The sequence below is a fragment of the Desulfovulcanus sp. genome, assembly GCF_982781345.1.
This window is the reverse complement of the sequence record NZ_CEYAEZ010000008.1, coordinates 33,458-57,774: the sequence shown is the minus strand read 5'-3', so window position 1 is coordinate 57,774 and position 24,317 is coordinate 33,458. Positions and strand designations below refer to the sequence as shown.

Genomic DNA, 24,317 nt, shown 5'->3' with positions numbered 1-24,317 from the left:
ATAGTTATGGTCAACATCGCAAAGTGTTTAGCCCTTTCATCCCGATGCTCTGTTTCTCCGCAAGCTTCGTCAAGATGGGTTACCCAAGCCGTTTGTAATGCATTTCAGAAACCAAGACTTTCAATCAGCGGTTAAAATAGGGTTTGGCCACAGGTTCTAAAGTGGTTCAATGAACCTCTTTACCTTTTTAGCTCTTGTTTTTTATCTTTTTGTAAAAATTTGTCCATTTTTTTAAAAGTTCTTTTAGTGCTTTGGCCCTATGGCTGATTTTATTTTTTTCTTCCCGGGTCATTTCGGCTGCATGTCGACCGCTTTCATTGTCTATAAAAATCGGGTCATAGCCAAATCCATGTTCTCCCTTGGGCTGAAAAGCGATTTTCCCTTCCCATTTGCCATGGGCCACCAACGTCTGTCCGTCTGGGGCGCAAGCCGCCATGACACAGGCGAAATAAGCATATCGCTCTGGTTCTGCTAAATTTTGCATTTTGGCGAGAAGCTTGGCATTATTTTTTTCATCTGTGGCATCAGGTCCGCTATAGCGGGCAGAGTAAACACCTGGCTCTCCACCTAACGCCGGGACCACCAGGCCGGAATCATCAGCAAGACTTACCAATCCTGTCAACTCACATACTGTCCTGGCCTTTTGAAGTGCATTTTCTTCAAAAGTTTTCCCCGTTTCAGGAATTTCTCCTATATTGGGGAAACTGTCTAGACCAAGAACTTCCAGTTCTGGACACAATGTGCTTAGAAGTTCTCTGATTTCCTTAATCTTTCCTTTATTGCGTGTTGCTAAAACAATTTTAGACATGCCTGCCCTCTTCATCTGATAGAGATATTTTTAGTGTTTTTATCTTTTAAAGCCAGGACCGGGGGGAGATAGATGGAAACAGTTGTCCCTTGTCCCACCTTACTTTTGAGCTCCAACCTGCCTCCTATATCCTCAATTATTTTTTTGGTCATAGCAAGCCCCAGACCAGAGCCTTTTTTTTTGGTGCTAAAAAAAGGATTAAAGATTTTGACCAGGTGCTCGGGGGGGATACCTGGCCCTGTATCTTTAATCTGGAGACAGAGCATTTTTTCTTCCATGAAGGTCTTGATCCGGAGTTGTCCGCCATCAGGCATGCATTCAATGGCATTCTTGATAATATTTATCAGACCTTGTTTAATCAACCCCGGATCGGCCTTGGCCATAGGCAAACCAGGCTTAAGCTCCAGAGTAACTTGGATTTTTTGTTTTTTACAGCCTATTCCCAAGAGGTTCATTGTCTCTTTGATAATCTGATGAACTTCAACTTCCGAGATATCTGTTTTTGTCGGACGGGCAAAATTAAGGATACTTTTTAAAATTTCGTCCAGCCGTTTGGATTCGTCAAGAATGATTCCGGCCTTTTTTTGAGCCTTTTTACTCAGTTCTGGCATTTTGAGTAAGCTATTGGCAAATCCGCCAATAGCAAAGAGAGGGTTTCTGATTTCGTGAGCAATGTAAGTAGATAGTTCACCGATGGCAGCCATTTTCTCTGACTGCTGTAGTTTTTTTTCAAGAAAAGTACGTTCAGTTATGTCCCGGCGCATTTCCAGCAGGTGCGTGATGCGCCCCTCATTATCTTTGACCGGATAAATATATATGCGAAAATATTGTAAGTGCCCCTGGCTATCAGTTCTGGAGTGGAGAGCCTCGGCCTTGCGGCCGGTTCTTAGAACAGTCTCAAAAGGGCAATGTAGATTGGCTTCTTTGCAAGACTGACTTGCTTTGTCCCAGGTAGACCAGCATGGCCTGCCCAGGATATCTGTTTTAGACAATCCAAGGCGCTGGCTGACGTTTTTATTTGCGTCAAGGATAATTTTATCCCTATCAAGGATGAGAATGTCTTCATGCATCTCGTTAATAATGGTCTGGAGCATATTTTGAGTGTGGGAGAGATTAGTCTGACAACTCAAGCATAATTTTTCTTGGACGAGGGTTTGCCATAAGTAAGAGGCTGTTTGTGAATCAATAATAGATATGGACGGCGAAAGGTTACGGCGTAAGTCGTGAGCAAACTCCGGACCGTTTTTAAGAAAAATAATGGTGTTGATATCCGGGATTTGGGCCAACATATCCTGATAGTGATCAAAGATACGGATCCCGGCCGAGGTGATAACTTGGGCGAGATCTGGCTCAAGCCGTGTGTCGGCTATACCCAGGATTTTTACCTCCGGAAACAAGGTGGGCAAGTCATATTTTTGGGCGAGGTGGACCATGTCCCGGATAAAGTCATCCGCTTTGACCAGAGCAAGGCGATATTGGGGCGTGTTGTGGTGCATGGTTTTGTCTCCGGGCAAGGGCCGCTTCATTGCTGGTCATTGAGGTCTAAAATTTCCGAAGTCATTGTTTTAAGGTCGATAAAGAAAATTTTGCCCACTAAATTAGCTTTTCTTTGGGTCAGAATATTTATGGCTTCAGCGCATTGAATAGAGGCTATGAGACTAACGATAGGAGCCAGACAACCCAATTCAATCTCAGCGGATTGACTTTCCTGGCCGAGCCAGAAGTCAACAGGCCCCTTGTGTCCGGGTGTTATTGTGGCGGCAAATCCTGTCCAGCCGGCAACTGCTCCGGATATCAGTGTAAGGCCTGAGTTTACGGTGTGTTCGAGTAGAACTTGTCTAAAGCCAATTCCACCCAGGGCATCAATGACCAGATCAACCTTGCTTAAAAGTGGAGGCAAGGAAGATTCATCCAGAAATTTGGGAATGATTTGGCATTTAACAAATGGGTTAATGGACTGAATACGGCGTTTTGCCGCATGAACTTTTGGGGTCCCCAAGGTCTCTTGGGTGGAAAGAACCTGGCGGTTTAAATTGCTTTCTTCAAATACATCGCCGTCAGCTATGATAATCTGGCCCACTCCTGTCCGTGCCAGGCTTTCTGAAATATATCCGCCCAGTCCACCAGCACCGACAATAAGTACTTTGCTTTTGGCCAGGGCCTGTTGGTCTTTGGTGGACAATGCTTTAAAGTTTCTTAAGTATCGATCTGGAATTATATTGTAGCTTAAAGCTAAATTGTGGGCAGAGTGAAGGTCCAGGTCAAATTCGTCTGCCAAACGAGCAAGCTCTTGCGAGGAGATCCTGTTTATTGATTGAGAAGTGTCCTTTGTACTCGCCTGAATGAGTTTTTGTTTAAAGTCAGTATCAGTCATTTTATCCCCCACCAACGGCTGGGAAAATACCTACACGATCCTTATCCTTAAGTTTTGTATCCAGGGTGGCCTTTTTGCCATTAACAAAGACAATTTTTACTTCTTCTTCCGGGATGCCAAGTTTTTTGATTAACTGGGCTACATCCTGTCCTGCCGGCAAATCGATTTGACCCCCCGGAGGAGCATATCCTGATAACGTAGCAAAACATTTAACTTCTATCATAATTCTCCTCGTAAAGGCTGATTTGGGTTGAGAGCAATGAGTATAAAAAAAAGGGCAGACTAGATAGCCTGCCCATAGCGCAAAAACGAAGGATTAACAAGGATCAGTTAAACATCGGCTCTGGCTTTTTGCAGTTCCTCCACGGTAAAATCCCAGACAGTGTTGTGAGGAGGCAGTTTTTCTTTGGCGAAGAAGTCCGGGAGCTGATCGTGGGCTTTGGTAAAGCCTGCATCCTTGTTGAAGGAGTACTCATCTTTGAGAATCTCAATGCCTGCTTTGACAATATCATCTGGGGTGAAGTCTATCCCATACTTGGCGCTGATCATCTTGGCAATTACATCCAGGGCATCTTCAGTATCCAGAACAGCGAAGGCGACAAATAGGCACATGCCAGTGGCGTCAATGGCGGCTGTAGCTATTTGGAGGTTTTTGGATATTTCAATGTTGCCCTCTTTACCTAAAGGATTGACGTCTCCACCAACTTTCAGGATATTTTGACATACTCCATAACCAGCAGTGTGGTCAGCGCCCATTGGGGTGGTGGCGTAGGTGACTCCAACGCCCTTGACCGCGCGCGGATCATAAGCTGGAATGGCCTGACGTTTAACCACGGGGACTCTTTCTACTCCCAGGGCCTCGCCGGTAAAGGCTGAACCATTGGCGATAATCCGGCCCAGATAGTCATTAGGATCATAAATACGTTTCATCAGGTCAATGGCTGCCTGTCCATCGCCCCAGGGTATAACCCCTCCTTCCATGGCTACGGCTATGGTGTTACCCATTTCAATGGTGTCCAGGCCAAGATCGTCACAGAGGCGATCCAGTTGGGCAATCTGATCTAAATCCTTGATGGTTGTGTTGGCGCCAAAGGCCCAGACAGTCTCATATTCAAAGCCAGAGGTGAGATACTCTCCCTTTTCGTCGCAGTAGGCCTGGGAGCACTGGATAATACAGCCTGCGTGACAGCCTTCTTTGACTACGCCCCCTCTTTTCTCAATGATCTCGACCATTTTCTCGCCACTGATATCCGCAGCTGATTCAAAACGACCCTCACGGAAGTTTTTGGTCGGAAAGGCGCCGGCTTCATTGATGATATTTACAAGAATTGCCGTGCCATAGGATGGGAGTCCCTGGCCTGTGACAGGGTGGTTACGCAGAATTTCCACCCATCTCTTGGCTGCTGTCTTGAATGTTTCTGGGTCCGCAGGTTGTGCTGCTTTTGCTCCGGAGTCATCAACGACAATGGCTTTAATCTTTTTTGAACCCATTAAAGCGCCGAGGCCACCACGTCCTGCAGCCCGAGCAGGTCTGCCTTTGGGATCTGTGAACTGGATAGAGGCTCCCAAACGCAAGGTTTCACCGGCAGGTCCGATGACCATGATACCGACCTTTTGGCCGAACCTTTCGAAGAGCTTGGCTGAAGTTTCATAAGTGCCAAGACCTGCCAGTTCGGGAGTTTCAATAATCTGTACCCCATCTTTATTAATGAAAATGGTCATCAGTGGGCTATCTGGCTCTGGCTTATCCTCCACTACTATACCCATAAGACCTAATTTAGCCAGTTTTTGAGAAAATACCCCGCCAGAATTGGATTCTTTGATGCCACCGGTTAAAGGTGATTTACCCCCAACCGAAATTCGCCCTGTATTAGCAGCAATTGTTCCGGTTAAAAGGCCGGTTGCAATGACCAGCTTATTGTCTTTGCCCAAGGGATGACAGGTGGGAGGAACCTCTTTGCGCACTATCCTGGAAGTTAATGCTCTTCCGCCAAGACCTGCGTAATCGCCACTTAGTTCTTCAAATGCGAACTCTTTTTTTTGAATGTTAATGCGTAATAAACGTGTCATTGATACCTCCTGATTTTTAAACTGCTTTTGCAGTATTTATGTCATCTATGGCTCAAAGGTGTTTAGATAGCAATGTATAATAGTGAAATGTTCACCTGTAAAGCCATAAATAACTACTTTTATATTAAGCAGTTTTTTTAGGTTAAAGCAACATAAAACTTAATTAAAAACGTTGTGTTGTTTGACATATTTTTATTATGTGACTGAAGACATAATAAGTTTGAACTGTCTTAATTTTTATGAGCGACAAGTCAATTGAAGTTAAGAAAACTAATACTTGCCATGTGGGTATAAAATTTGCTAAAAATTTAAAAAAAATGAACAAGCCCTTGAGGTAGATATGTCTTTTTTGAAGGCTCTGATTATCCATCCTGACCGTGAAGTCTCTGCTACTTTACGCGAGTATTTAGCCAAGGAGGATCAGATTAAAATCCTTGGCGAGGCCATGACTTCTTTTGAGGCTTTGGAGCTTTTGGAAAACATCGCCTATGATGTTTTTTTTCTGGGTATAGATCTTCCCAACGGGGTTGACGGGATAGAGTTGGCCCAGATTCTCAATCAACGCAAACAAAGGCCGGCCTTGGTCTTTATTGCTTCAGATGAACACATGGCCTTCAAGGCCTTTGAGGTTGGTGCGATAGATTACTTGTTGTGGCCTTTCCCGAAGGCCAGACTACAAAAAACAATTGAACGTTTGCTTAGAGTTTCTCCGCAATTGCGTATTATTGAGAGAAGCAAGCTCAAAAAATCAGAAGATGATGAGACCGTACATATTGCCCTGGGGGAGGAGGAGGAAGATTTAATTATTAAAGCCTTGCGCCAGGCCTGGGACTATAAACAGTACAAGAAGGTGGAAATTGAGAAATTGCCAATTAATCAGGATGGTAAACTTTTGCTCATACCCTATAATCAAATAGTTTTTGTGGAGGCCTTTGAGGATTATAGCTACGTGCACACGGCCAATGACAAGTATTTAACGTCCTATCGTCTCAAGAACCTGGAGGAAAGGCTGAGGCAGTATCGTTTTTTTCGGGTGCATCGGAAATACCTGGTCAACCTGGATATGGTTACAGAGATAGCTTCTTTACCCGGAAGCAATTTCATGCTTAGAACTGCAGGTAAAAAAAGGATAGAGTTGCCTATCAGCCGACGGAGAATCGGGGAATTAAAGCAGATACTCGGGCTGTAAAATTCTTTGTTAACAAATTCGTTGCCTTTAAAAATTATAAAACCGTTCAACTATATCTTTAAACCTTTAGTCGATTATCTTTCTTTTTTTAGCCTGCCTAAGGTTAAATTTAAGTTGAGAAAATTCCTTGTTTTGATATATAGTTAAGTAAATTAAGGTTACGATTTGGCCATAAGGAGGCACTTTTCAATTTGTGGCCAGAGCTAAAGGAGGAAAAGATGGAAACAAAAGGCGCGCTGGACGCTCTTTTACATGAGGAGAGAGTTTTTAGGCCTCTACCCCAGTTGGTCATTGAGGCCAACGTTAATCCGCAAGAATATGCTGAAGCCATGAAGTTGGCCTCTGAAGATTATCTGAAGTATTGGGAGGAAGCAGCCAAAGAACTGGACTGGTTTAAAAAGTGGAATCAGGTGCTGGATGATTCTAATGCTCCTTTTTACAAATGGTTTGTGGATGCAAAGTGTAATATTGTCTATAATGCCCTTGACCGACATATAGAGACAGCCAACAAAAACAAGCTGGCGTTGATCTGGGAGGGAGAACCGGGCGATACCAAAAAGCTAACCTATTATGAGCTGTACCGGGCTGTAAACAGGTTCGCCAACGCCCTTAAAACTTTAGGTATTAATAAAGGTGATCGGGTAGTTTTGTACTTGCCTCCTCTGCCGGAGACCATGATTGCCATGCTGGCCGTGGCCAAGATCGGGGCCGTGCACAGCATGGTTTTTGCCGGATTTTCAGCTAAGGCCTTGAGAGATCGCATCATTGACGCTGAGGCCAAGTTAGTCATTACCGCTGACGGATTTTATCGCAACGGACGAGTGGTTAACTTGAAAAAGGTAGTTGACCAGGCCCTTGTGGATGGATGTGACTGTGTGGAGACAGTAGTCGTTGTGCACAGGGCCAGTGTGGAAATGGAAATGGTGGATACCAGAGATATTTGGTATGAAGACCTTGTCCGCCAGGAGAGTCCTGTTTGTCCGACCGAAGTAATGGACTCCGAAGACATGCTTTTCCTGCTCTACAGTTCAGGCACGACAGGTAAGCCAAAAGGAATAGTGCATACTCATGGTGGCTATATGGTGGGTGTGCACAGAAGTTTGAAGTGGGTTTTTGATATTAAGCCCACGGATATTTTTTGGTGCACGGCTGACGTTGGTTGGATTACCGGGCATAGCTATGTTGTCTATGGACCTCTTATGGTTGGGACAACGACTATAATGTATGAAGGCCACCCACTCTATCCGCAGGCAGATAGACTCTGGGATATAGTAGAGCGTTATGGTGTTACTATTTTTTATACCGCTCCGACTTTGATCAGGATGCTTATGCGTTTTGGCTCACAATATCCCAAAAAACATGATCTATCCACTCTAAGACTTCTGGGGTCAGTTGGAGAGCCCATAAACCCCGAAGCCTGGGTTTGGTTTTATACAAATGTGGGCCGTTCGGAATGTCCTATTATGGATACTTGGTGGCAGACCGAGACAGGTTCTTTTATGATCAGCCCCTTGCCCATTACGTTGCTCAAGCCCGGTTCCGCTACCAAGCCTTTACCTGGCATTGAAGCCGATGTAGTGGATGAAGAAGGAAATCCTGTACCGCCGGGTAAGGGAGGGCTTCTGGTTATCAAGAAGCCTTGGCCGTCTATGCTGCGCACATTGTACAAAAATCCCGAGAGGTATAAGAAAACCTATTGGGAAAAGTTCCCGGGCATGTATTTGGCCGGAGACGTAGCTCGCAAGGATGAAGACGGCTATTTCTGGATCCAGGGACGTTCTGATGATGTCCTGAATATTGCCGGACACCGAGTTGGTTCTGCTGAGCTTGAAAGTGCCTTTGTCTCCCACCGGGCAGTTGCAGAGGCAGCAGTCATTGGTGTGCCAGATAAGATAAAAGGCGAAGTTGCCAAGGCCTTTGTGATTTTGAGTGAAGATGTCGAAGTTGAAGATCCCGACGAACTGATAAAAGAACTTAAAAGGCATGTCCGCAATGAGCTTGGCCCCGTTGCAGTAGTCAAGAGCATTGAGTTCAGGGATAAACTGCCCAAGACCAGGAGCGGGAAAATTATGCGCCGCATCCTGAGAGCCCAGGAATTAGGCGAAGAGGTTGGCGATACTTCAACTTTGGAAGATTAGAAAGCTGCAAAAGCAAGGGATAAAGGGTGTATTTTGTCTTGCCCTTTATCCCTTGATACTGGTTTATCCCTTACTCCTTACCCCTTTCTCCTTAATCCTTTATTATTTCTTTCCACTTTTTTTGCTTTTCCCAGGAAAATCCTCCAGGAACACAGGGCCAGATAGAATTATTCTGAAACAAAGGCTCATCTAAAGGATAGGGAGAATGCTCCTGTGCCTTAGAAAAAAGTTTGCTGCCAGGTATAGGAGTATAATAGGCTAGCTCAGGCCTTATGCCCCATTCTTTGACCTTTTTAATGGCCAGTTCGATTTCCTCATCTTTTTGTCCTGGGAGGCCAAAGAGGATATAAGCAGCAATATCTTTACGCTTAAACCCTGCCCGTAATATATTTTTTATTCCCCTCTGCCACTCCTCTTCAGTCAGTTTCGCGTCCAATCTGTTTTGAAAATCAGCACTTTCCAAGCCTAAACGAATAGTAGTCAGGCCGGCTTTTTTTAATTTGTGACAGACATCCTGGCTTAAATAGCGAATGTGCATTGCATTGGGAGTGTGCAGCCTTAAACGAAGGCCTTTTTTGTGGATGAGTTCAAGAAAAGGCCAGAGCCACTTATCAGGGTTAACCAGCAATGCATCATCATAAAAGGCAAAATCACGAGTTCCCCGTTGAAATTGGGCGTATGTTTCTTCAAAAACCAGGTCAGCCTCTTTTTGTCTAAATCCTGAGAAGAGCTTATTGCTGGCACAATAAGCACAGTGAAAAGGACAACCGCGGGACCCTAAGATTGGCGCAAAATTTGTCTCAGGATAGAGGTCCAGGGCCAGGGTCAATCCTGCATGTTTTGGGAGTGGAGGCGGGCTAATATCTAAAAGGCGCCAAAGGGACTGCCAGTTGTTTTGGTTTTCTAATGGTCCTTTTATGACAAGATCAACATCCAAGCACTGGGCATGTTCAAAACAAAGGGAGGCATAGATTCCTCCCAGAACAATGGGAATATGGGGCCAGGTCCTGCGTATCATTCTGATAGCGGTGATCACCCCTGGGTACCAGTAAGTCATGATGGAGGTGACCAGAACGAGGTCCGGGGGAGGAGAAAGCCTAGGCAAGGCTTGTTCAACGGCCTGCAAGGGCAGCCCGTAGCGGCTGTAGTTGCGCGGAACATGGGCCAAAAGAGAAGGCCTGGGCAAATGGACTTTGGGATAATGCCCTTGACCATAGCTTTTTGGCCGGGGCCAGTTTATGTCGGCCCAGGTTTTATCCAGACAGTCTAAAAGAGCTACTCTGGCCCCTGCCTTTCTGAGCATGTCCAAACAAGCCAGGAGTCCTACAGGCCTGGACCAGAGATTATAAGCGGCAAAATCATATATCCAGGGGTTAAGGCCTAAAATTCGCGGGGCGTAAGGATCAGGGGAGGAAGCCCAGATAATCTCGGGCCACCTGGGCCTCTTTGCAAGAGGGGTCAAGCTCGAGGATTTGTCTAAACCACTTTTTGGCCTGTTCATTTTCACCAGCCCGGACCAGGTATTCTGCCAGGTTTAAGATAATCTGAGGATTTTCTGGGTTGGCTTCCACTCCCTGCTGTAACAAATTAACGGCTAGGAGCAGCTGTCCTTTTTGTAGATACAGTTTTGCAGTGAGGATATAGCCAGGGATATAGCGCCAGTTTTTATCAATGCTTAATTTTGCGTATTTGAGGGCCAGGTCTGCCTGGCCCTGTTTTAAGTATAGTTGAGCCAGGTTATAAGCGGCAAATTCCGGAGTGAGATAAGTAAGAATAGATAAAGCCTTTTTAAAGGCTTGTTCAGCTTGAGAATATCTCCCCTGGACCAAGTAAACTTGGCCCAGGTTGTTCCACGCCTCTGCATAATTTTGATCCAGTTGTATAGCTTTTAAAAAGGCTTGTTCAGCTTTTGGGTCTTCCCCCATGGCCATATAGGTCAGGCCCAGGTCAAAATAGAGGCGAGGATTGTCCTCCGCTTTAGGCTCAATGAGTAAAAGCTGTTGTAAGGCCAGCCTGGGTTCGCCCTCTACCAGATATCTTTCAGCCAGTTCCAGACGAGCCTGGACTTGTTCAGGGGTAACTATTTCTTTAGGGCCTATCTTTGGAGCGCAAGCCACAAGAAATAGCACCGCAAGCAATAGAATCTTTGGACGTAAATGGTAGTATGTAATTTGTGATGCGTTTGTTTTTGTCACTATAAAACCAATTAAGCAGATTAAATAACCTTATTTAATGAGTATTCGATGATAGCCTCGGCCCCACGAGACATGAGTTCGGGGATTAGCTCACGGACTTTGTTTTCCTCGACAACAATTTCTACGGAAAGCCATTCTTTGTGGTACAGGTTGGCTACAGTAGGCGCGGTCATGCTGGGCAGCACATCCATGACCTGCTCCATCTTTTCTTTAGGCACATTCATTTTCAGGCCAACCAATTTATCCGCACGCAAGGCCCCTTGGAGCAAGGTGTTGATAGTTTCTATTTTATGCCGTTTCCAAGGGTCTTCCCAAGCTTTTTTGTTGGCAATTAGCTGAGTATTGGTCTGTAAAAGTTCTGCAATGATGCGTAGGCCGTGGGCCTTGATGGTTGTTCCTGTTTCTGTGACTTCGACTATGGCATCGACCAGACCTTCCACAACCTTGGCTTCTGTAGCTCCCCAGGAAAATTCCACTTCTACTGGAATATTGGCGTTTTTAAAATATTTGACAGTGAAATTCTTTAATTCTGTAGCAATTTTTTTCCCGGCCAGGTCTTCTGGTCGTTTGTATGGTGAATCACCAGCCACGGCCAGTACCCAGCGGGCTGGACGGTTACTTACTTTGGAATAAATCAGATCGGAAACCACTACTACGTCGGACTCATTTTCTAAAATCCAGTCTTTACCGGTAAGACCGGCATCAAGGGTGCCGGATTCAACATATCTGGACATCTCCTGGGCCCTGCATAAGGAGCATTGCAGTTCCGGGTCATTGACTTCCGGGAAGTAATTTCTGTGATGGGGCTTGATCTTCCATCCTGCCCGAGCAAAGAGGCGCATGGTTGCTTCCTGAAGTGAACCTTTGGGGATGCCTAGTTTTAAAATTTTATCGTTAGCGTTCATTTACTTATATACCTCCTTGGGATCAAAGACTTTGGGCGAGCAAAGCTTTTCTTCACCGTTTTCCAGTTTGCGATAAAAGCAACTTTTATACCCCTCATGACAGGCAGCACCTCCCACCTGGTCCACAATAAAAAGCACTGTATCCAGATCACAGTCAAGGCGAATTTCTTTTATTTTTTGCACATGACCGGAAGTTCCACCTTTATGCCAGAGGGTTTTCCGACTACGGCTATAATAATGGGCCTCACCAGTTTCAAGTGTTTTATTCCAAGCTTCTTCATTAATATAAGCCAACATTAAAACTTCACCAGTTGCGGCTTCCTGAACGATAGCCGGGACTAGGCCGTTTCCTTTAGCAAAGTCTGGTTTCAATGTTTTTCCTCCATTTATTTTGGTTGAGTGGCGGAGTGATTTATTGGTTGACTGCTGGTATTGGATCTAATTGTAACTATTACTTACTTAACCTTAACCACTCAACTATTTAACTTTGTTCTTACAATCAATTGTCCACACGCAGCGCTTATATCTTGTCCTTTGCTTTTGCGTAATATAGCGGTCATGCCCTTGGACCAGAGAATTTGCTCAAATTTTAAGATATCTTTCTTTTCAGGAGCCCTGTATTTTGAATCCGGGCCGGGATTGTATGCTATGAGATTGATTTTGCATTTAACTCTTGAAAGCAATCGAACCAGTTGCCTTGCATGCTCTGGCGTGTCATTTACTCCGCCCAGCAAGACATATTCAATAGTGATCCTCTCTCGCCTGGCCAGGGGATATTCGGCCAGCACGGACACCAACTCGTTCAGATCCCACCTGGCCGCTTTGGGCATAATTTTTTGCCTTAGTTCCTGTGTCGGGGCGTGGAGAGAAACTGCCAAAAGCGCCAGTTTTGATTGTCCAAACTCTTGCAAAACTCCCTTAATTCCGACAGTGGACAAGGTCGTTTTGCGCCTGGAGAAGTTGAGACCCAATGGGTGATTTATGATTTGCAGAGCCTCTTTAACTTCTTTCCAGTTGAGAAGGGGTTCTCCCATGCCCATAAAGACCAGATTGGTCAAGTGCTTGGGGGAGTTTTTTTTCTGCAGATAGTCTTGGGCCACCAGGATTTGGGCAGCAATTTCATGGCTGTACATATTGCGTTGAAAGCCCATCTGGCCAGTGCTGCAAAAGGTACAGGCCAGGGAGCAACCTACTTGTGAGGACAGGCACTGCGTGTAGTGATCCTTTTCCGGGATAAGGACAGTTTCGATTAGCTTTTCGTCCTCAAGGGCCAGTAGAAATTTGACTGTTCCGTCTTTACTTTCTTTTGTGTCCCTGATTTCGGGCCATTTAATGCAAAAGTTCTGAGCAAGAATTTTTCGCAGTGGCTTTGATAAATTGGTCATCAGGGAGAAGTCTTTTACCCTTTTGGCCCAAAGCCAGTACCAGAGCTGTTTGGCCCTGAATTCCTTTTCCCCCCTGTTTATAAGCCAGTGGGAGATTTGGTCAAAATTTAAACTCAGGATGTTTTTGGTCTTATTTTTCAAGGTTCGAAGTTCGAGGCTTGATCTTTCCTGCCTTCTGCTTACTTTACTTGTTGTGGAAAGTTATCCAACTTGGGAAGTCCCGCCAAAGGCGGGACTTCCCAACCTTCCTGTATCATCCTTCTTACGTTTCGCATACTAGCAAATATGACTCACTTAAGACAACTTTTCCTTGTCTTTGTACTTGCGAACAAAGGTAATAGCCTCGTCCACATTGGTCACATCGCCGGCTATCTGGGCCTGGAGCAATGCATCGCGAATTAGTCCTACCAATGGTCCGGGCTTGATGCCTGTATACTCCATGATCTGATGGCCGTTAAGCAACGGCTCAAGCATTTCCTCACTGATATCGGCACGGTCGAGCATTTTTATGTTGTGATTGAATTCTTTGTAGCTGCCGTTTCTGGCCTTAATATCGGCGCGCACCATTTCGATGAGTCGTGGGTACTCATCCAGGCTTTTAAATCTGCGGATACCTTTATCAGTGAGCATAAAATGAAAGCGCATATGATGCCGGACAAGGTGGCAGATAAGGTCGATTTCTTCAGGGTCAAAACGGAGTCTTTTTAGTATTTTCCTGGTCACTTTGGCCCCGACCTGATGGTGTTGGTAGAAAGTCATTTGCTGGTCGTAGATTTCCCCGGTGTAGAGCTTGCCAACGTCGTGGAACAGGCAGGCCAATGTTCCATACCAGTCATAGGGAAGTTCTTCTGGATAGCGACGCATGACTTGGACAGTGTGTTCCCATACGGTTTCCTCGCCTTCTTCGGGATTTTTGATCTGTTTGACACGACTCAGGGCTGCCAGCTCCGGGATGAGGCCGTGCAGGATCATGCTCTCAAATAAGAGTTGGACAAAGGTCCACATATTCTCTGCTTCCACCTTGCGCCATTCATCCATTATGTCTGAAACCGAAACATAATCCAGTACTCTCCTGGCCGCCCTGACAATGGCCAGCCAAGTGTTTCCTTCAATAGGCAGATGATAATTGGCAGAAAAGCGTAAAGCTCGCACAGCTCGTAGATAATCTCTTTTCAATGCCTCATCGGGAATTCCTTGCAAACAAATATGTCCGGAATTTAAATCTTCAAAACCGTCATATACGTCTTTGGGAGTAGGAACATAGGGACAGGCCAGGCTCATGGGCAGTTCGTCTTTTTGTGCCAACTGCTTTAAAAGTCTGGGAGTGAGCCTGGCCACGGTGCTTTCTGTGTAAGAACTTTCCAGTACATCTGCAGGGTAGAAGTGAAAGATGATTTCCCCTTGCTTAAGACTGGCGATTAATGACTCGTCTTGTGTATTGTGTATGTGGGGAAAAAGTTTTTTCAAACCTTCAAAATCCAGGTCAGTACAGATATCCACGATCATGTTGGTATTCTGCAGAGCTTTTTCCTGCAGGGGGGCATTGATAATATAGGCATCATAGCCATTACGCATAATTGTTTTACAGATTGAAACAGCGTCTTTTATGGGTTGGGGCATAAGTTTCTCCTTTAATTCCACAAATTCATTTCATCCAGTGGAATATTTATGAAGATGAGAATGCAGTTTATTGGATACTCTCCAAGAAAACTATAAATGGATTTGTCACCGTCTTCAATGTTTCACATTGTAAACTTTATAATCTCAATGAGAGCGAAACTCAACAAGTTGATAGTCGGCTATACTTTCAACTTTCCCCGCCACTCAGACCAGGAACCAATATTTAACTGAGCGAGTTTTCGGGGTAATTCTTCGACGATTTGAAAGGCTTTGTCCGGTCGCATGAAGTTGGCCGTGCCTATCTGAATGGCAGTGGCCCCGACCAGGATAAACTCCAGGACATCCTCCACAGTGCTAATGCCGCCAATGCCTATAACTGGCAGATCAGTACAATTTACCACTTCATAAACCATTTTCAGGGCAACTGGTTTAATAGCTGGCCCGGAAAGGCCACCAATAACATTAGCCAGCATGGGCTTTTGGGTATAAATATTAACAGCCATTCCGCTTAAGGTATTAATTAGAGACAAAATATCTGCACCGGCCTTTTCAACGGCCCTGGCTATGACTTTGATGTCAGTAACGTTGGGACTTAATTTGACAATGACAGGTTTATTGCAGGCACTTTTTTTGACTGCTTCCGTGACCTGGGCAGCCATATCAGGATCCTGGCCAAATAGCACTCCTCCCTCTTTCACGTTGGGGCAGGAGATATTTACTTCCAGGGCAGCAATGCCTTCCTCCTGGGCCAAAATTTCAGCCAACCTGGCAAATTCTTCCTTGGTCTGGGCGTAAAGATTGGCAATGATGGCTGTTTCCTTCCAGGGCAGCTTGGGTAATTTATGAGCCAAAAATTTTTCTACGCCAATGTTTTGCAAGCCAATGGCATTGAGCATTCCGCATGGGGTTTCCACAATTCGAGGGACGGGATTACCTTTTCTGGGCTTTAAGGATAACCCTTTGACCACTATTCCTCCCAGGGCGGATAGATCTCCGTATGGGGCAAACTCCAGACCGTAACCAAAGGTTCCTGAGGCAGTTAGGATGGGGTTTTTTAAACACAATTTCCCCAGGCTTACGGTAGTTATTGGGTTTGTTGAATTTGTCCGGCTCATTTCAACAGCATCTCATATCTTTATTTCATCAGCCCAAAATACCGGGCCAAGGGTGCAGGTTTGAATGTAATCATCATTTTTATTTTTGGTTACACAACCGAGACAGGCTCCAATGCCGCAGGCCATTTTGTTTTCTAAAGAAACCTGTACCCTGGCGTGAAATTCCAGGGCGAACCTGTGAACAACCTTTAAAAAGGGATAGGGGCCGCAGGCCAAAATAGTACCTTTGGAAGCAAAATCCTGGATGCGGAGACGCAGGTATTGTTCAAAATATTTTAAATCCTGTTCAGATTCCTGCTGCTTATGCTCTTTTTTTACCTGTTCTGGTATGAGGTCAAAGGGATAGCAGGAAATGTTCAGGCGATGGCCAAACAAAAAATTAATCAGCTCTGGCCGCTTGTGGGTCCTGGTCAGGCCAATAAAAGGGGCAAGGCCCATGCCTCCGGCTATGATAAGCAGAGGTTTATTCTGATCAATACTAAACCCTTTGCCCAGCGGGCCCCAGACCGTGATCCGGTCACCTTTGGTTAGGTACGACAAAAGCTCTGTGCCTCGGCCAACTACCTGGAAAAATATGTGTAAATAGTCGCTGGTTAGCTCACAAATGGAAAACGGTCTGGGCCAGAGAGGGTCTTTGCCCCAGGCCGTTGGTCTCAGCATAACAAACTGGCCAGGGGTAAATTGCCAATCTGGCGGCTCAAGATAAAGGTGGCAAAAATCTTGTGAACATGAAAAGTCTATGTGCTTGATTTTTAGGTCAAGACAGTGATTCATAATTTAAACTTCTTTACGGTAAGTTGTTAGTTTACGGGCCAGGGCCAGGCCTTTGTCTCCACCGCCAGCCATACGGGCCAGCTCATGTAAAGACTTTTTGTTGTCAAGCTCGGTACACAGGGTGTATGTTTGGTCGTTTATAATCTTCTTTTGTACCTGAAAGTGTTTATCCGCCAGGCAGGCTAGTTGCGGCCAATGTGTGATCAAGATTACCTGTCTGTCCTGAGAGAGTTTTTTTATTTTCTCTCCCACTCTGGACAAGGTGATTCCTCCAATGCCTGCGTCGACCTCATCAAAAAGCAAGGTGGGCAGGTTCTTTTCAGATTGCAGACCCACCAGTGCAAGTAAAAAGCGGGAAAGCTCGCCGCCGGACGCGATTTTGTCCAGAGGTTGGGGAGGTTGGCCGGGATTGGGCACCCATAAAAGCCTGACCTTCAATTCATTTATTTGTGGATAAACTTCTTCAGAGTAGAGGTCAAATTGAATCTGGATGTGCTCGGAAAAGCCCAGGTTTTTTAATTCTTCTTCAAGGGCCTGCTTAAGGACTTTTGCTGCTTTTTTTCTTTGCTCATTAAGGCTGTCAATGATTCGGTTTAAATTTTGAGCCAGTTCCTTTTCTTTGCGCTCCAGCTGTCTTAGACTTAAGGTGCTGGCATCAAGAAAGGACAGGTTTTGTTCAATCTCCTGTTCAAGAGCCAGGATTTCGTCCAGACTTTTGTTTAATTTGCGTTTAAGCCGGGCCAGCTCAAAGAGCCTGGCTTCAATGGCCTCTACATTGCTTTCCTCTGTGTCTATGGGAACAGACTTTAAGGTTCTGTCCATATCCTGTAAAATGGCAATCACCCCGTCCATTTCTGTGTCCAGCTGGGCAAATTCTTCATTTTCAGCAAGCCTGGAAATAATTTTTTGCAGCTCGTAAAGATTGTGTAAAAGATTGGTTTCCGGGCTGTGCAGGATATTGAGAGCGCGGTCGATGTTTTGGACAAGGTCTGTCCTGGACTTTAGCCTGGTGAGTTCATCCAGAAGCTCTTCCTCTTCGTTAGGCTTCGGGCTTACACGGGCAATCTCTTCCCTCTGATACTCCAGGAAGTCCTTTTGTGCTGCCAGGTGGGAAATCTTGGCCACCAACTCCTTTTTTTCGCCCAGCACCTGGCGTAAGGCGCGCAGTGCCATTTCTTTTTGGCTTAACAGCTCCGGTTTAGGCAGAAAATAGTCTAATATTTTTGTGTGAAAGGATGGTTTTAACAACTTTTGCTGACCGTGCTGACTGGTATGGATCAAAAGCCTGGGACGAAGAGAGAGGACCTTCTCCTGTGAACTTAAGCTATCGTTAAGGTAAAACCTACTTCGGCCTGTACCAGCAATTAGTTCTCGGCGCAGCAGGATTTCTTCATCATTTAGGATAAACAAGGCTTCGACAACCGCCCTGTCTTTTTCCGGACGAACCATTGTCACGGGGATCTTTTCGCCCAGAATAAAGTCCAGGGCTCTTAAGATAAATGATTTGCCTGCTCCAGACTCGCCAGTAAGAACATTTAAACCCGGATGAAATTCAAGCTCCAGGTCTTCAATAAGGGCTAGGTTTTTGATGCGTAAAAGTTCAAGCATATTATTGGGTTAGGTTGTTTCAATTTTCGGAGTTAATTTACGGGCACATTTCCTTCAATGCTGACAAAGGCTTGCTTGCAGGCTATGCATAAGAGTCTGTGGCCGAACCTTTTTATTAACTTAATTTCAAAGGTTTATTTCAGTCTTGGTTTCTTTCATGCTGGTACAAAGACTTGGACCCATCTAAAACTTGCTTGCGGACAGAGCATAATGGGATATTTTGGGTAAACAGATATTCTTTTTATTATCGATAGTTATGGTCAACATCGAAAGTATTTAGCCCTTTCATCCCGATGTTCTGTTTTTTCCGCAAGCTTCGTTAAGATTGGGTTACCCAAGCCGTTTGTAATGCATTTCAGAAACCAGGACTTTCAATCAGCGGTTAAATGGGGTTTGGTCACAGACTCAAAATATGCTTTTTTCACAAAAGTATATGCTTTATAAAATTTTTAAAAAATTCATCATTTAAAATTCAACATTCAAAATTGCCTACAAAAATCTACTTTTTGCAGGCACGCCTGTTATTTCACGGGGCGAGACCCTGCTTTTTAATCTGTTGCAAAAGCTGAACAAAGAAACTTTTTACGGTTGCATCCTTTTTCTTTAACCGGCGAAGGAAAACATCTGCTTTATTCATTTTTTGCGCTGTTTCAAAGGCCAATAACAATTCTTCCAGACCTTGGCTCATGCGGAAGGTTTTTAAGTTGGTTAAAGCTAAATCAAGCCCCAAACGCCAGTTTTCCGGTTCAATGAGGCTTAAATGAGATTGAATCTGGAGCAAAAGTGGCTCCTGCCCTTTTTGGTTTTGGATAAGATTTAAAATTTCGTTTAATACCTCTTTGTTTTGTGGACCCAGGCATTCCGCATAAATCAGGCATTCCAAGGCGGACCGAGGAAGCATATTCCTGGGATTAAAGCGTAGACCTATGCGAAAGATTTCACCTTTGCGTATGAGTTCTTTAGCCCAGAACAGGCTAAGTTGCAAAGGGGTGGGGGCAGGTTTAAGTTTTCGTCCATTGCTTAAGAGGTACCTATGCCAGAATTGGTAGGCTAGAGAAAAGTCATTGTGTTTTAAGGCAGCAAAGGAACAGGTTACATTTAGCCCCAAGTGAAAATCGTATTGCCTTTGCTCTAAAATAGGGATTAAAAAGGATTTTGTCTTTTTCTCGTCCTGCGCATGAAGCTCGATTAAACCGCTTAACACTTCGGGATCAATGGGTAGCTTTAAAAATAAATCAATGAGATCCTTCTTGTCTACAGCCAGTGCCTGGTTCTGCCAGAGGAAAAAGAGAGAGAGGACAATATTTTTAAAGGCCTGCTGTTCTGACTGTGCTTTGGGACTTATTCCTTTAGCGTAGTGCAGAAGTTTTTGTGCGCGATGTATGGCCAAGTGGTTGTTTTGAATTCTTTCCCACCCGGCGCGGGCTATTGTCTCCGCTTGAGTTTGATGACGTAAATAAAATTTTATGAGCTCCCGGAGCTCTAAAACATGTTCAAAGACCAGGGTTTCTTTACCCGGGATAAATAGAGGAGTGATTTCGTCGCCCAAGTCTTGATTTAGGACCAGGGCGCCGCAGGAGGCTGCCTCAAAAGTGCGAAAGTTTACTTCTCCGGCTATGGCCTCGTTGGGAGCAAGTTTTGTTTGTCCATAAATATCAAGCATCCGGGTAAATTCTATATCCTGGGCTATGTGTGCCTTGAACTCTTGGCGCAAAAATTCAACCAGCCACTTGCGTGCTGGCCTGTGGGCAGTTACCCGGCCGACAAAACTTAAATCATATTTTTTTTTGCTAAAATCTTTCCATTCTTTTTTTATTCCAAACCAAGGTAGCCATTTGACCTTCTCCAGGCCCAGAACTTGTAGTTTATCTACCCATCCTTTTTGAGTAGTCAGGACAAGATCAAAATTGCGGCCATAGAATTTATGCCAGAAAGAGTTCAGGTGGGTATCAATAGACCAGAAAATTTTAGGGCAGGGGAAATGTTCAAGGCCTAAAAGCAGGGTTCTGGGGCCTAGGTTTTCCTGTTGAATAATCAGGTCGGGATTAAAGCCTTGGACATTGGGATGGAGGCTTAGATCAAGAAGTTCACCTGGTGGCGGGTTAAGATTTAAGACTTTAGCTCCGAGTTCTTCTAGAGCTCTTGCGAGGCTTAGGTGGATGCCTAAAATTCGTAATGCGTGATTTCTGGTCTGAGATTCGTATTTGTTCACAGTATTAAGCACCCAACTTAACCCTCCAACTCTCTATCTATTTTTGTTTCAGGCGCGGATCCAGAATGTCACGTAAAGTCTCTCCGAGTAAATTATACCCCAAAACAGTAAATAAGATGCAAAGGCCGGGGAAAATAGATAGCCAGGGAGCAATCTCAAGGACATCTTTTCCCTCCATGAGCATGTTGCCCCAGCTAGGCGTAGGCGGTTGAACTCCCAGGCCCAAAAAACTTAAAGCGGATTCCGTGAGAATGGCCGAGGCAGCCCCCAAAGTGGCCGAGACCAGGACCGGGGCCAGGGCATTAGGCAGGATATGAACGAATAATATCCGCCATAGTCTTGCACCACACAGTTTTGCCGCGAGGATAAATTCTCTCTGGCGCAAAGACAGGGTTTCTGCCCTGACCAGCCTGGTTACTCCCATCCATGAGGTCAGGCCGATAACAATCATTATGTTTGTTAAGCTGGGTTCTAAAAATGCAATCACCGCCAGGATAAGAAAAAAGGAAGGGAAACAGAGCATAATATCGACAAAACGCATGATTATCTCGTCAATAATTCCGCCAAAATAGCCGGCCAGGAGGCCCAAAAAGATGCCTATACCTACAGAAATACCCACAGCTATAAAACCAACCCATAAAGAGACCCTGGCCCCGTAGACCAGGCGGGAAAACACATCCCGACCCAGGCTGTCCGTACCCAGCAGATATTTACTAGAAGGCGGTGCCAAGATGGCATCAACATTTAAACTGGTAGGATCATAAGGGGCAATAATCGGAGCTAAAAGAGCAATCAAGCTCATGCTGCCTACGATGACGATCCCTAGAATAAACAGCCAATTTCTATTTTTCACCTTTCTAATCCCTGGAACCTAATCTAATGCGTGGGTCTGCTAAGGCATAACCAATATCAGCCAGGAGATTCCCCGCCAGGGTCAAAATGGCTCCCAGAACCAGATTGCCCATAATTAAAGGGTAATCTCTGGCCATAACTGCTTGATAAAAGAGTTGACCTAAACCAGGCAGGGCAAAAATGGACTCAATGATCACGCTTCCGCCAATAAGCCCTGGGACAGAGAGACCTAAAATGGTAATAACCGGCAAAAGTGCGTTTCTTAGACCGTGTTTAAAGATGACTACATGGCCGGGCAAACCTTTTGCCCTGGCCGTGAGTATAAAATCCTGGCGCAGGACCTCAAGCATGGAGGTACGCATAAATCTGGACATGCCAGCTAACCCGGTGATGGTGAACACAAATACGGGCAGGGCCAAATGTTTGGCCAGGTCCACAAGTTTTCCCCAGAAAGAAAGATATGGAAAATCCAGTGAGGTCAGGCCGGAAATAGGCAAGATGGGCCAGTAAATGCCAAAGCATAGCATAAGGAGCAGGGCCAGCCAGAATCCGGGTATGGCAAAGCCAATAAAGACCAGGATGGTCATTAGGCGATCAAACCAGCTATTTTGATATACAGCCGAGAAAATCCCAATGGGGATACTTATAACCAGGATTAAAAACATGGAAATGAGATTAAGGGACAAAGTCAGGGGTAGGCGTTCTTTAATCTTGTCCCATACCGGGCGATGATCTCCGCTTAAAGACTGGCCAAAATCAAACCTGACAATGCGTTTTAGCCAGTTGAAGTACTGGATATGAAGTGGTTTATCCAGACCATAAATTTTTTCCAGTCTTGCCCTGGCACCGGCTCCGGCCATGGGATTTAAAGTGGTCTGCAGGTCAGTAGGTGAACCGGGGGCCAGGTGAATAACCCAGAAACTGATGACCGTAATACCGAAAAAGATTAGTACCAGCCAGAGGAGTTTAGTTATGATCAGTTTCATCCCACTCATTTCTTTTTATTAACATCATTCCGGTTTCTTTAATTCAACATTCATCATTCAACATTCAACATTAATCATCATTCCGCTTTCAGCTTACGGCTCATTAGTTCCTGTACTGCCTGTCTAGGATCTTTGTCTTTGAATAAAACTTCATAAACTTGTTCTGTTATGGGTAGCTCTACACCGAGTTTTCTGCTTAAAAAATAAACTGATTCCGTGGTTTTGACACCTTCAGCAACGGTTCTAGTCTCGGCCAGGATCTGGCCGAGCTTTTGGCCCTGGCCTAGTTTTAGTCCCACCTGGCGGTTGCGGCTTAAGTCCCCGGTACAAGTGAGGACCAAATCCCCCATGCCGGAAAGGCCCATGAAGGTCCTTTCTTTGGCTCCCAAGGCTACGCCCAGCCGGCTCATTTCAGCCAATCCCCGGGTAATAAGGGCGGCTCGGGCATCATGGCCAAAACCCAAACCATCAGAAATACCCGCGGCAATAGCCATGATATTCTTGATGGCTCCTCCTAATTCTACTCCGCGATAGTCTTCGTTAAAATACACACGAAAATAGTCCGTCGAAAGAAGCTCCTGGAGTTTGCGTCCCAGATTATTATCTGCACAGCCAAGGCTTACAGCCGTGGGCAGTTTATGACTAACCTCTTTCGCAAAAGAAGGGCCAGAAAGGATAGCGTAATATGGTTTTTTGTCCTCAAGCACATCTTCAATTACTTGCGACATGGGTTTTAATGTCTTTAGTTCTACGCCTTTACTGGCACAGATAATAATAGGATTGTGCGGGAAAAGGTGTTTGTAAGTGGAAAGGACCTGACGGATAAACTGGCAGGGAATGACCACCAGAAAGTAGTCTGCTCCATCTACCACCTGAGCCATGTCCGCACTTACTTGTAGTCCCGGGCTAAGCTTTATTCCTGGCAGATACCAGGTGTTTTCGCCACGGTTTTTGATTTCCTCCACAAGTTTTGCTTCCCTGATCCACAACCAGGTGGTCAGTCCTTTTCCAGCGAGCATGTTGGCTAGGGTAGTGCCCCAGCTACCTCCTCCGAGAACGGCAACTTTAGGCATCGGGCCTCCAATTATGGGTTAGTGTTGGTAGTTAGTGTTAGTGTCAGGGATGGAGGAGGTCAAGTGTTTACAGTATGTCGAAGACACCAGCCATTGAGGTTATGACATTATGTGCAAAAAACGCAAAATCTAAAGCCATGATACTTTAGGATTGGCAATGGTACCCTGGATATTCAGGCGAATTTTTTTTCTTTTAGACATCAAGGGTTTAAGTGATTGTGGGAAATTTTTCAGATTTGAACCAATTTTTAGATCGACGGCTAGATTTATCCTGCTCGAATTAATATTCTTGTTTAGAAAAATATTTCCTTTAATTTTTCCGTTGATACCTGCCAAACTTACAGGCCCTTCTTTTATCTTTAGCACCCCGTTTTTAATGATAAATTTTATGGTTGTCTTTATGTCCTGCAGAAGAATATTTTTAAATAAGGGGGTATCAAAATTTATATTACAGTTAACTATTTTTATGTTGCCCTGGCCGTTTAACCGAGGCAGGCTAAAATTTTTAGGGTATTGGAGATTAATAGTGCTGTCTAAACTCCCGTCAATCGAATTAATATATACATCTTTGAGGTAAGCGATGGAATTAGAGAGGTGAATGTCTTTTAATTCTACTTTTAGCTCACCAATTTTCCAGTTTTTTATTGAATCAAAAATAGCGTTAATGAATATTTTTCCATCCCACAGTTGGGTATAAATATTGAATTCCGGGTTGCCTAAAAAGAGGCTCGATGGATTTAATTTAAGGTTCGGGTTTGATAAGGTTAGAGGAGGGAATTTTGGAGTTTTGACAACTAAACTTTGAGCTTTTAGTCCTAAGAAAGCAGTTGGAGCAAGGGATGTTAAGCCTACCTCTAGATTGAGTGTACGGCTTAAATGTTGGGAAAGTCTCTGTTCCAGACCTTTGAACGGAAAAGTAAAAATAATAGTGGCGGTTACGGTGAGTAGAGCAAGTACTGAATAGAGGAGAATAAGCTTTGATTTTGACATAAATATGAACCTGCTACAAAAAG

General features: G+C 44.8%; 21 protein-coding genes. 2 read left to right on the top strand and 19 right to left on the bottom strand.

Going from position 1 to position 24,317, the window contains the following annotated elements:
• Positions 1 to 187: 187 nt before the first annotated feature.
• From AC3WVG_RS02525 to AC3WVG_RS02505, 5 genes are all read right to left on the bottom strand, one after another.
• Positions 188 to 808 (bottom strand): XTP/dITP diphosphatase, encoded by a 621-nt coding sequence (locus AC3WVG_RS02525; protein WP_488796607.1) that lies wholly within the window; start codon positions 806 to 808, stop codon positions 188 to 190.
• A gap of 11 nt (positions 809 to 819) precedes the next feature.
• Positions 820 to 2,304 carry a two-component system sensor histidine kinase NtrB gene (locus AC3WVG_RS02520; protein WP_488796606.1) on the bottom strand — a complete coding sequence of 495 codons (1,485 nt, stop codon included), beginning with the start codon at positions 2,302 to 2,304 and terminating at the stop codon, positions 820 to 822.
• Between the two features lie 26 nt (positions 2,305 to 2,330).
• Positions 2,331 to 3,182: a HesA/MoeB/ThiF family protein gene (locus tag AC3WVG_RS02515; RefSeq protein WP_488796605.1), complete on the bottom strand. Its 852-nt coding sequence runs from the start codon at positions 3,180 to 3,182 to the stop codon at positions 2,331 to 2,333.
• 1 nt (position 3,183) lies between these two features.
• On the bottom strand, positions 3,184 to 3,405 hold the full coding sequence (locus AC3WVG_RS02510) for a MoaD/ThiS family protein (protein WP_488796604.1): 222 nt from the start codon (positions 3,403 to 3,405) through the stop codon (positions 3,184 to 3,186).
• Positions 3,406 to 3,512: 107 nt separating this feature from the next.
• Positions 3,513 to 5,252, bottom strand: coding sequence for an aldehyde ferredoxin oxidoreductase family protein (locus AC3WVG_RS02505; RefSeq protein WP_488796603.1), 1,740 nt, complete (start codon positions 5,250 to 5,252; stop codon positions 3,513 to 3,515).
• Positions 5,253 to 5,592: 340 nt separating this feature from the next.
• Here AC3WVG_RS02505 and AC3WVG_RS02500 point away from each other — a divergent pair, with 340 nt between their 5' ends.
• Both AC3WVG_RS02500 and acs read left to right on the top strand, forming a co-directional pair.
• Positions 5,593 to 6,441, top strand: a complete 849-nt coding sequence (locus AC3WVG_RS02500; protein WP_488796602.1) for a LytR/AlgR family response regulator transcription factor — start codon at positions 5,593 to 5,595, stop codon at positions 6,439 to 6,441.
• Positions 6,442 to 6,659: 218 nt separating this feature from the next.
• Positions 6,660 to 8,579, top strand: a complete 1,920-nt coding sequence (gene acs, locus AC3WVG_RS02495) for an acetate--CoA ligase (protein WP_488796601.1) — start codon at positions 6,660 to 6,662, stop codon at positions 8,577 to 8,579.
• 91 nt (positions 8,580 to 8,670) lie between these two features.
• Here the strand turns inward: acs and AC3WVG_RS02490 are convergent, their stop codons facing one another.
• The 14 genes from AC3WVG_RS02490 to gspN all read right to left on the bottom strand — a co-directional run bounded on the left by AC3WVG_RS02490 (position 8,671) and on the right by gspN (position 24,294).
• The gene (locus tag AC3WVG_RS02490; protein ID WP_488796600.1) at positions 8,671 to 10,080 is read right to left on the bottom strand and encodes a B12-binding domain-containing radical SAM protein; all 1,410 of its coding nucleotides are present in this window, start codon (positions 10,078 to 10,080) and stop codon (positions 8,671 to 8,673) included.
• Complete coding sequence (locus AC3WVG_RS02485; RefSeq protein ID WP_488796599.1) at positions 9,983 to 10,696, bottom strand: tetratricopeptide repeat protein; 714 nt, start codon at positions 10,694 to 10,696, stop codon at positions 9,983 to 9,985. Before AC3WVG_RS02485 ends, AC3WVG_RS02490 begins: the two co-directional genes overlap by 98 nt.
• A gap of 98 nt (positions 10,697 to 10,794) precedes the next feature.
• Positions 10,795 to 11,679 (bottom strand): ATP phosphoribosyltransferase, encoded by an 885-nt coding sequence (gene hisG / locus AC3WVG_RS02480; protein ID WP_488796598.1) that lies wholly within the window; start codon positions 11,677 to 11,679, stop codon positions 10,795 to 10,797.
• A complete protein-coding gene (gene hisI / locus AC3WVG_RS02475; RefSeq protein ID WP_488796597.1) occupies positions 11,680 to 12,051 on the bottom strand; it encodes a phosphoribosyl-AMP cyclohydrolase in 372 nt (123 codons plus the stop codon).
• A 101-nt stretch (positions 12,052 to 12,152) separates the two neighbouring features.
• Positions 12,153 to 13,205 (bottom strand): dual-specificity RNA methyltransferase RlmN, encoded by a 1,053-nt coding sequence (gene rlmN / locus AC3WVG_RS02470; RefSeq protein ID WP_488796596.1) that lies wholly within the window; start codon positions 13,203 to 13,205, stop codon positions 12,153 to 12,155.
• A gap of 153 nt (positions 13,206 to 13,358) precedes the next feature.
• Positions 13,359 to 14,684, bottom strand: coding sequence for an HD domain-containing protein (locus AC3WVG_RS02465; RefSeq protein WP_488796595.1), 1,326 nt, complete (start codon positions 14,682 to 14,684; stop codon positions 13,359 to 13,361).
• 179 nt (positions 14,685 to 14,863) lie between these two features.
• Positions 14,864 to 15,799, bottom strand: coding sequence for a dihydroorotate dehydrogenase (locus tag AC3WVG_RS02460; protein WP_488796594.1), 936 nt, complete (start codon positions 15,797 to 15,799; stop codon positions 14,864 to 14,866).
• 12 nt (positions 15,800 to 15,811) lie between these two features.
• Positions 15,812 to 16,573 (bottom strand): iron-sulfur cluster-binding protein, encoded by a 762-nt coding sequence (locus AC3WVG_RS02455; RefSeq protein WP_488796593.1) that lies wholly within the window; start codon positions 16,571 to 16,573, stop codon positions 15,812 to 15,814.
• A gap of 3 nt (positions 16,574 to 16,576) precedes the next feature.
• Complete coding sequence (locus AC3WVG_RS02450) at positions 16,577 to 18,181, bottom strand: DNA repair protein RecN (protein ID WP_488796592.1); 1,605 nt, start codon at positions 18,179 to 18,181, stop codon at positions 16,577 to 16,579.
• Positions 18,182 to 18,707: 526 nt separating this feature from the next.
• A complete protein-coding gene (locus AC3WVG_RS02445; RefSeq protein ID WP_488796591.1) occupies positions 18,708 to 20,405 on the bottom strand; it encodes a CgeB family protein in 1,698 nt (565 codons plus the stop codon).
• Between the two features lie 25 nt (positions 20,406 to 20,430).
• Positions 20,431 to 21,246: an ABC transporter permease gene (locus AC3WVG_RS02440; protein WP_488796590.1), complete on the bottom strand. Its 816-nt coding sequence runs from the start codon at positions 21,244 to 21,246 to the stop codon at positions 20,431 to 20,433.
• 4 nt (positions 21,247 to 21,250) lie between these two features.
• Positions 21,251 to 22,231 (bottom strand): ABC transporter permease, encoded by a 981-nt coding sequence (locus tag AC3WVG_RS02435; protein ID WP_488796589.1) that lies wholly within the window; start codon positions 22,229 to 22,231, stop codon positions 21,251 to 21,253.
• A 77-nt stretch (positions 22,232 to 22,308) separates the two neighbouring features.
• Positions 22,309 to 23,304 (bottom strand): NAD(P)H-dependent glycerol-3-phosphate dehydrogenase, encoded by a 996-nt coding sequence (locus AC3WVG_RS02430; protein WP_488796588.1) that lies wholly within the window; start codon positions 23,302 to 23,304, stop codon positions 22,309 to 22,311.
• 129 nt (positions 23,305 to 23,433) lie between these two features.
• Positions 23,434 to 24,294 carry a type II secretion system protein GspN gene (gene gspN, locus AC3WVG_RS02425; protein WP_488796587.1) on the bottom strand — a complete coding sequence of 287 codons (861 nt, stop codon included), beginning with the start codon at positions 24,292 to 24,294 and terminating at the stop codon, positions 23,434 to 23,436.
• Positions 24,295 to 24,317: the final 23 nt, after the last annotated feature.

Excerpts from the sequence above, each read along its gene's own strand:
- AC3WVG_RS02525 (WP_488796607.1), bottom strand. The coding sequence starts at position 808 with ATGTCTAAAATTGTTTTAGCAACACGCAATAAAGGAAAGATTAAGGAA.
- AC3WVG_RS02520 (WP_488796606.1), bottom strand. The coding sequence starts at position 2,304 with ATGCACCACAACACGCCCCAATATCGCCTTGCTCTGGTCAAAGCGGAT.
- AC3WVG_RS02515 (WP_488796605.1), bottom strand. The coding sequence starts at position 3,182 with ATGACTGATACTGACTTTAAACAAAAACTCATTCAGGCGAGTACAAAG.
- AC3WVG_RS02510 (WP_488796604.1), bottom strand. The coding sequence starts at position 3,405 with ATGATAGAAGTTAAATGTTTTGCTACGTTATCAGGATATGCTCCTCCG.
- AC3WVG_RS02505 (WP_488796603.1), bottom strand. The coding sequence starts at position 5,252 with ATGACACGTTTATTACGCATTAACATTCAAAAAAAAGAGTTCGCATTT.
- AC3WVG_RS02500 (WP_488796602.1), top strand. The coding sequence starts at position 5,593 with ATGTCTTTTTTGAAGGCTCTGATTATCCATCCTGACCGTGAAGTCTCT.
- acs (WP_488796601.1), top strand. The coding sequence starts at position 6,660 with ATGGAAACAAAAGGCGCGCTGGACGCTCTTTTACATGAGGAGAGAGTT.
- AC3WVG_RS02490 (WP_488796600.1), bottom strand. The coding sequence starts at position 10,080 with ATGAACAGGCCAAAAAGTGGTTTAGACAAATCCTCGAGCTTGACCCCT.
- hisG (WP_488796598.1), bottom strand. The coding sequence starts at position 11,679 with ATGAACGCTAACGATAAAATTTTAAAACTAGGCATCCCCAAAGGTTCA.
- AC3WVG_RS02465 (WP_488796595.1), bottom strand. The coding sequence starts at position 14,684 with ATGCCCCAACCCATAAAAGACGCTGTTTCAATCTGTAAAACAATTATG.
- AC3WVG_RS02460 (WP_488796594.1), bottom strand. The coding sequence starts at position 15,799 with ATGAGCCGGACAAATTCAACAAACCCAATAACTACCGTAAGCCTGGGG.
- AC3WVG_RS02455 (WP_488796593.1), bottom strand. The coding sequence starts at position 16,573 with ATGAATCACTGTCTTGACCTAAAAATCAAGCACATAGACTTTTCATGT.
- AC3WVG_RS02450 (WP_488796592.1), bottom strand. The coding sequence starts at position 18,181 with ATGCTTGAACTTTTACGCATCAAAAACCTAGCCCTTATTGAAGACCTG.
- AC3WVG_RS02435 (WP_488796589.1), bottom strand. The coding sequence starts at position 22,231 with ATGAAACTGATCATAACTAAACTCCTCTGGCTGGTACTAATCTTTTTC.
- AC3WVG_RS02430 (WP_488796588.1), bottom strand. The coding sequence starts at position 23,304 with ATGCCTAAAGTTGCCGTTCTCGGAGGAGGTAGCTGGGGCACTACCCTA.
- gspN (WP_488796587.1), bottom strand. The coding sequence starts at position 24,294 with ATGTCAAAATCAAAGCTTATTCTCCTCTATTCAGTACTTGCTCTACTC.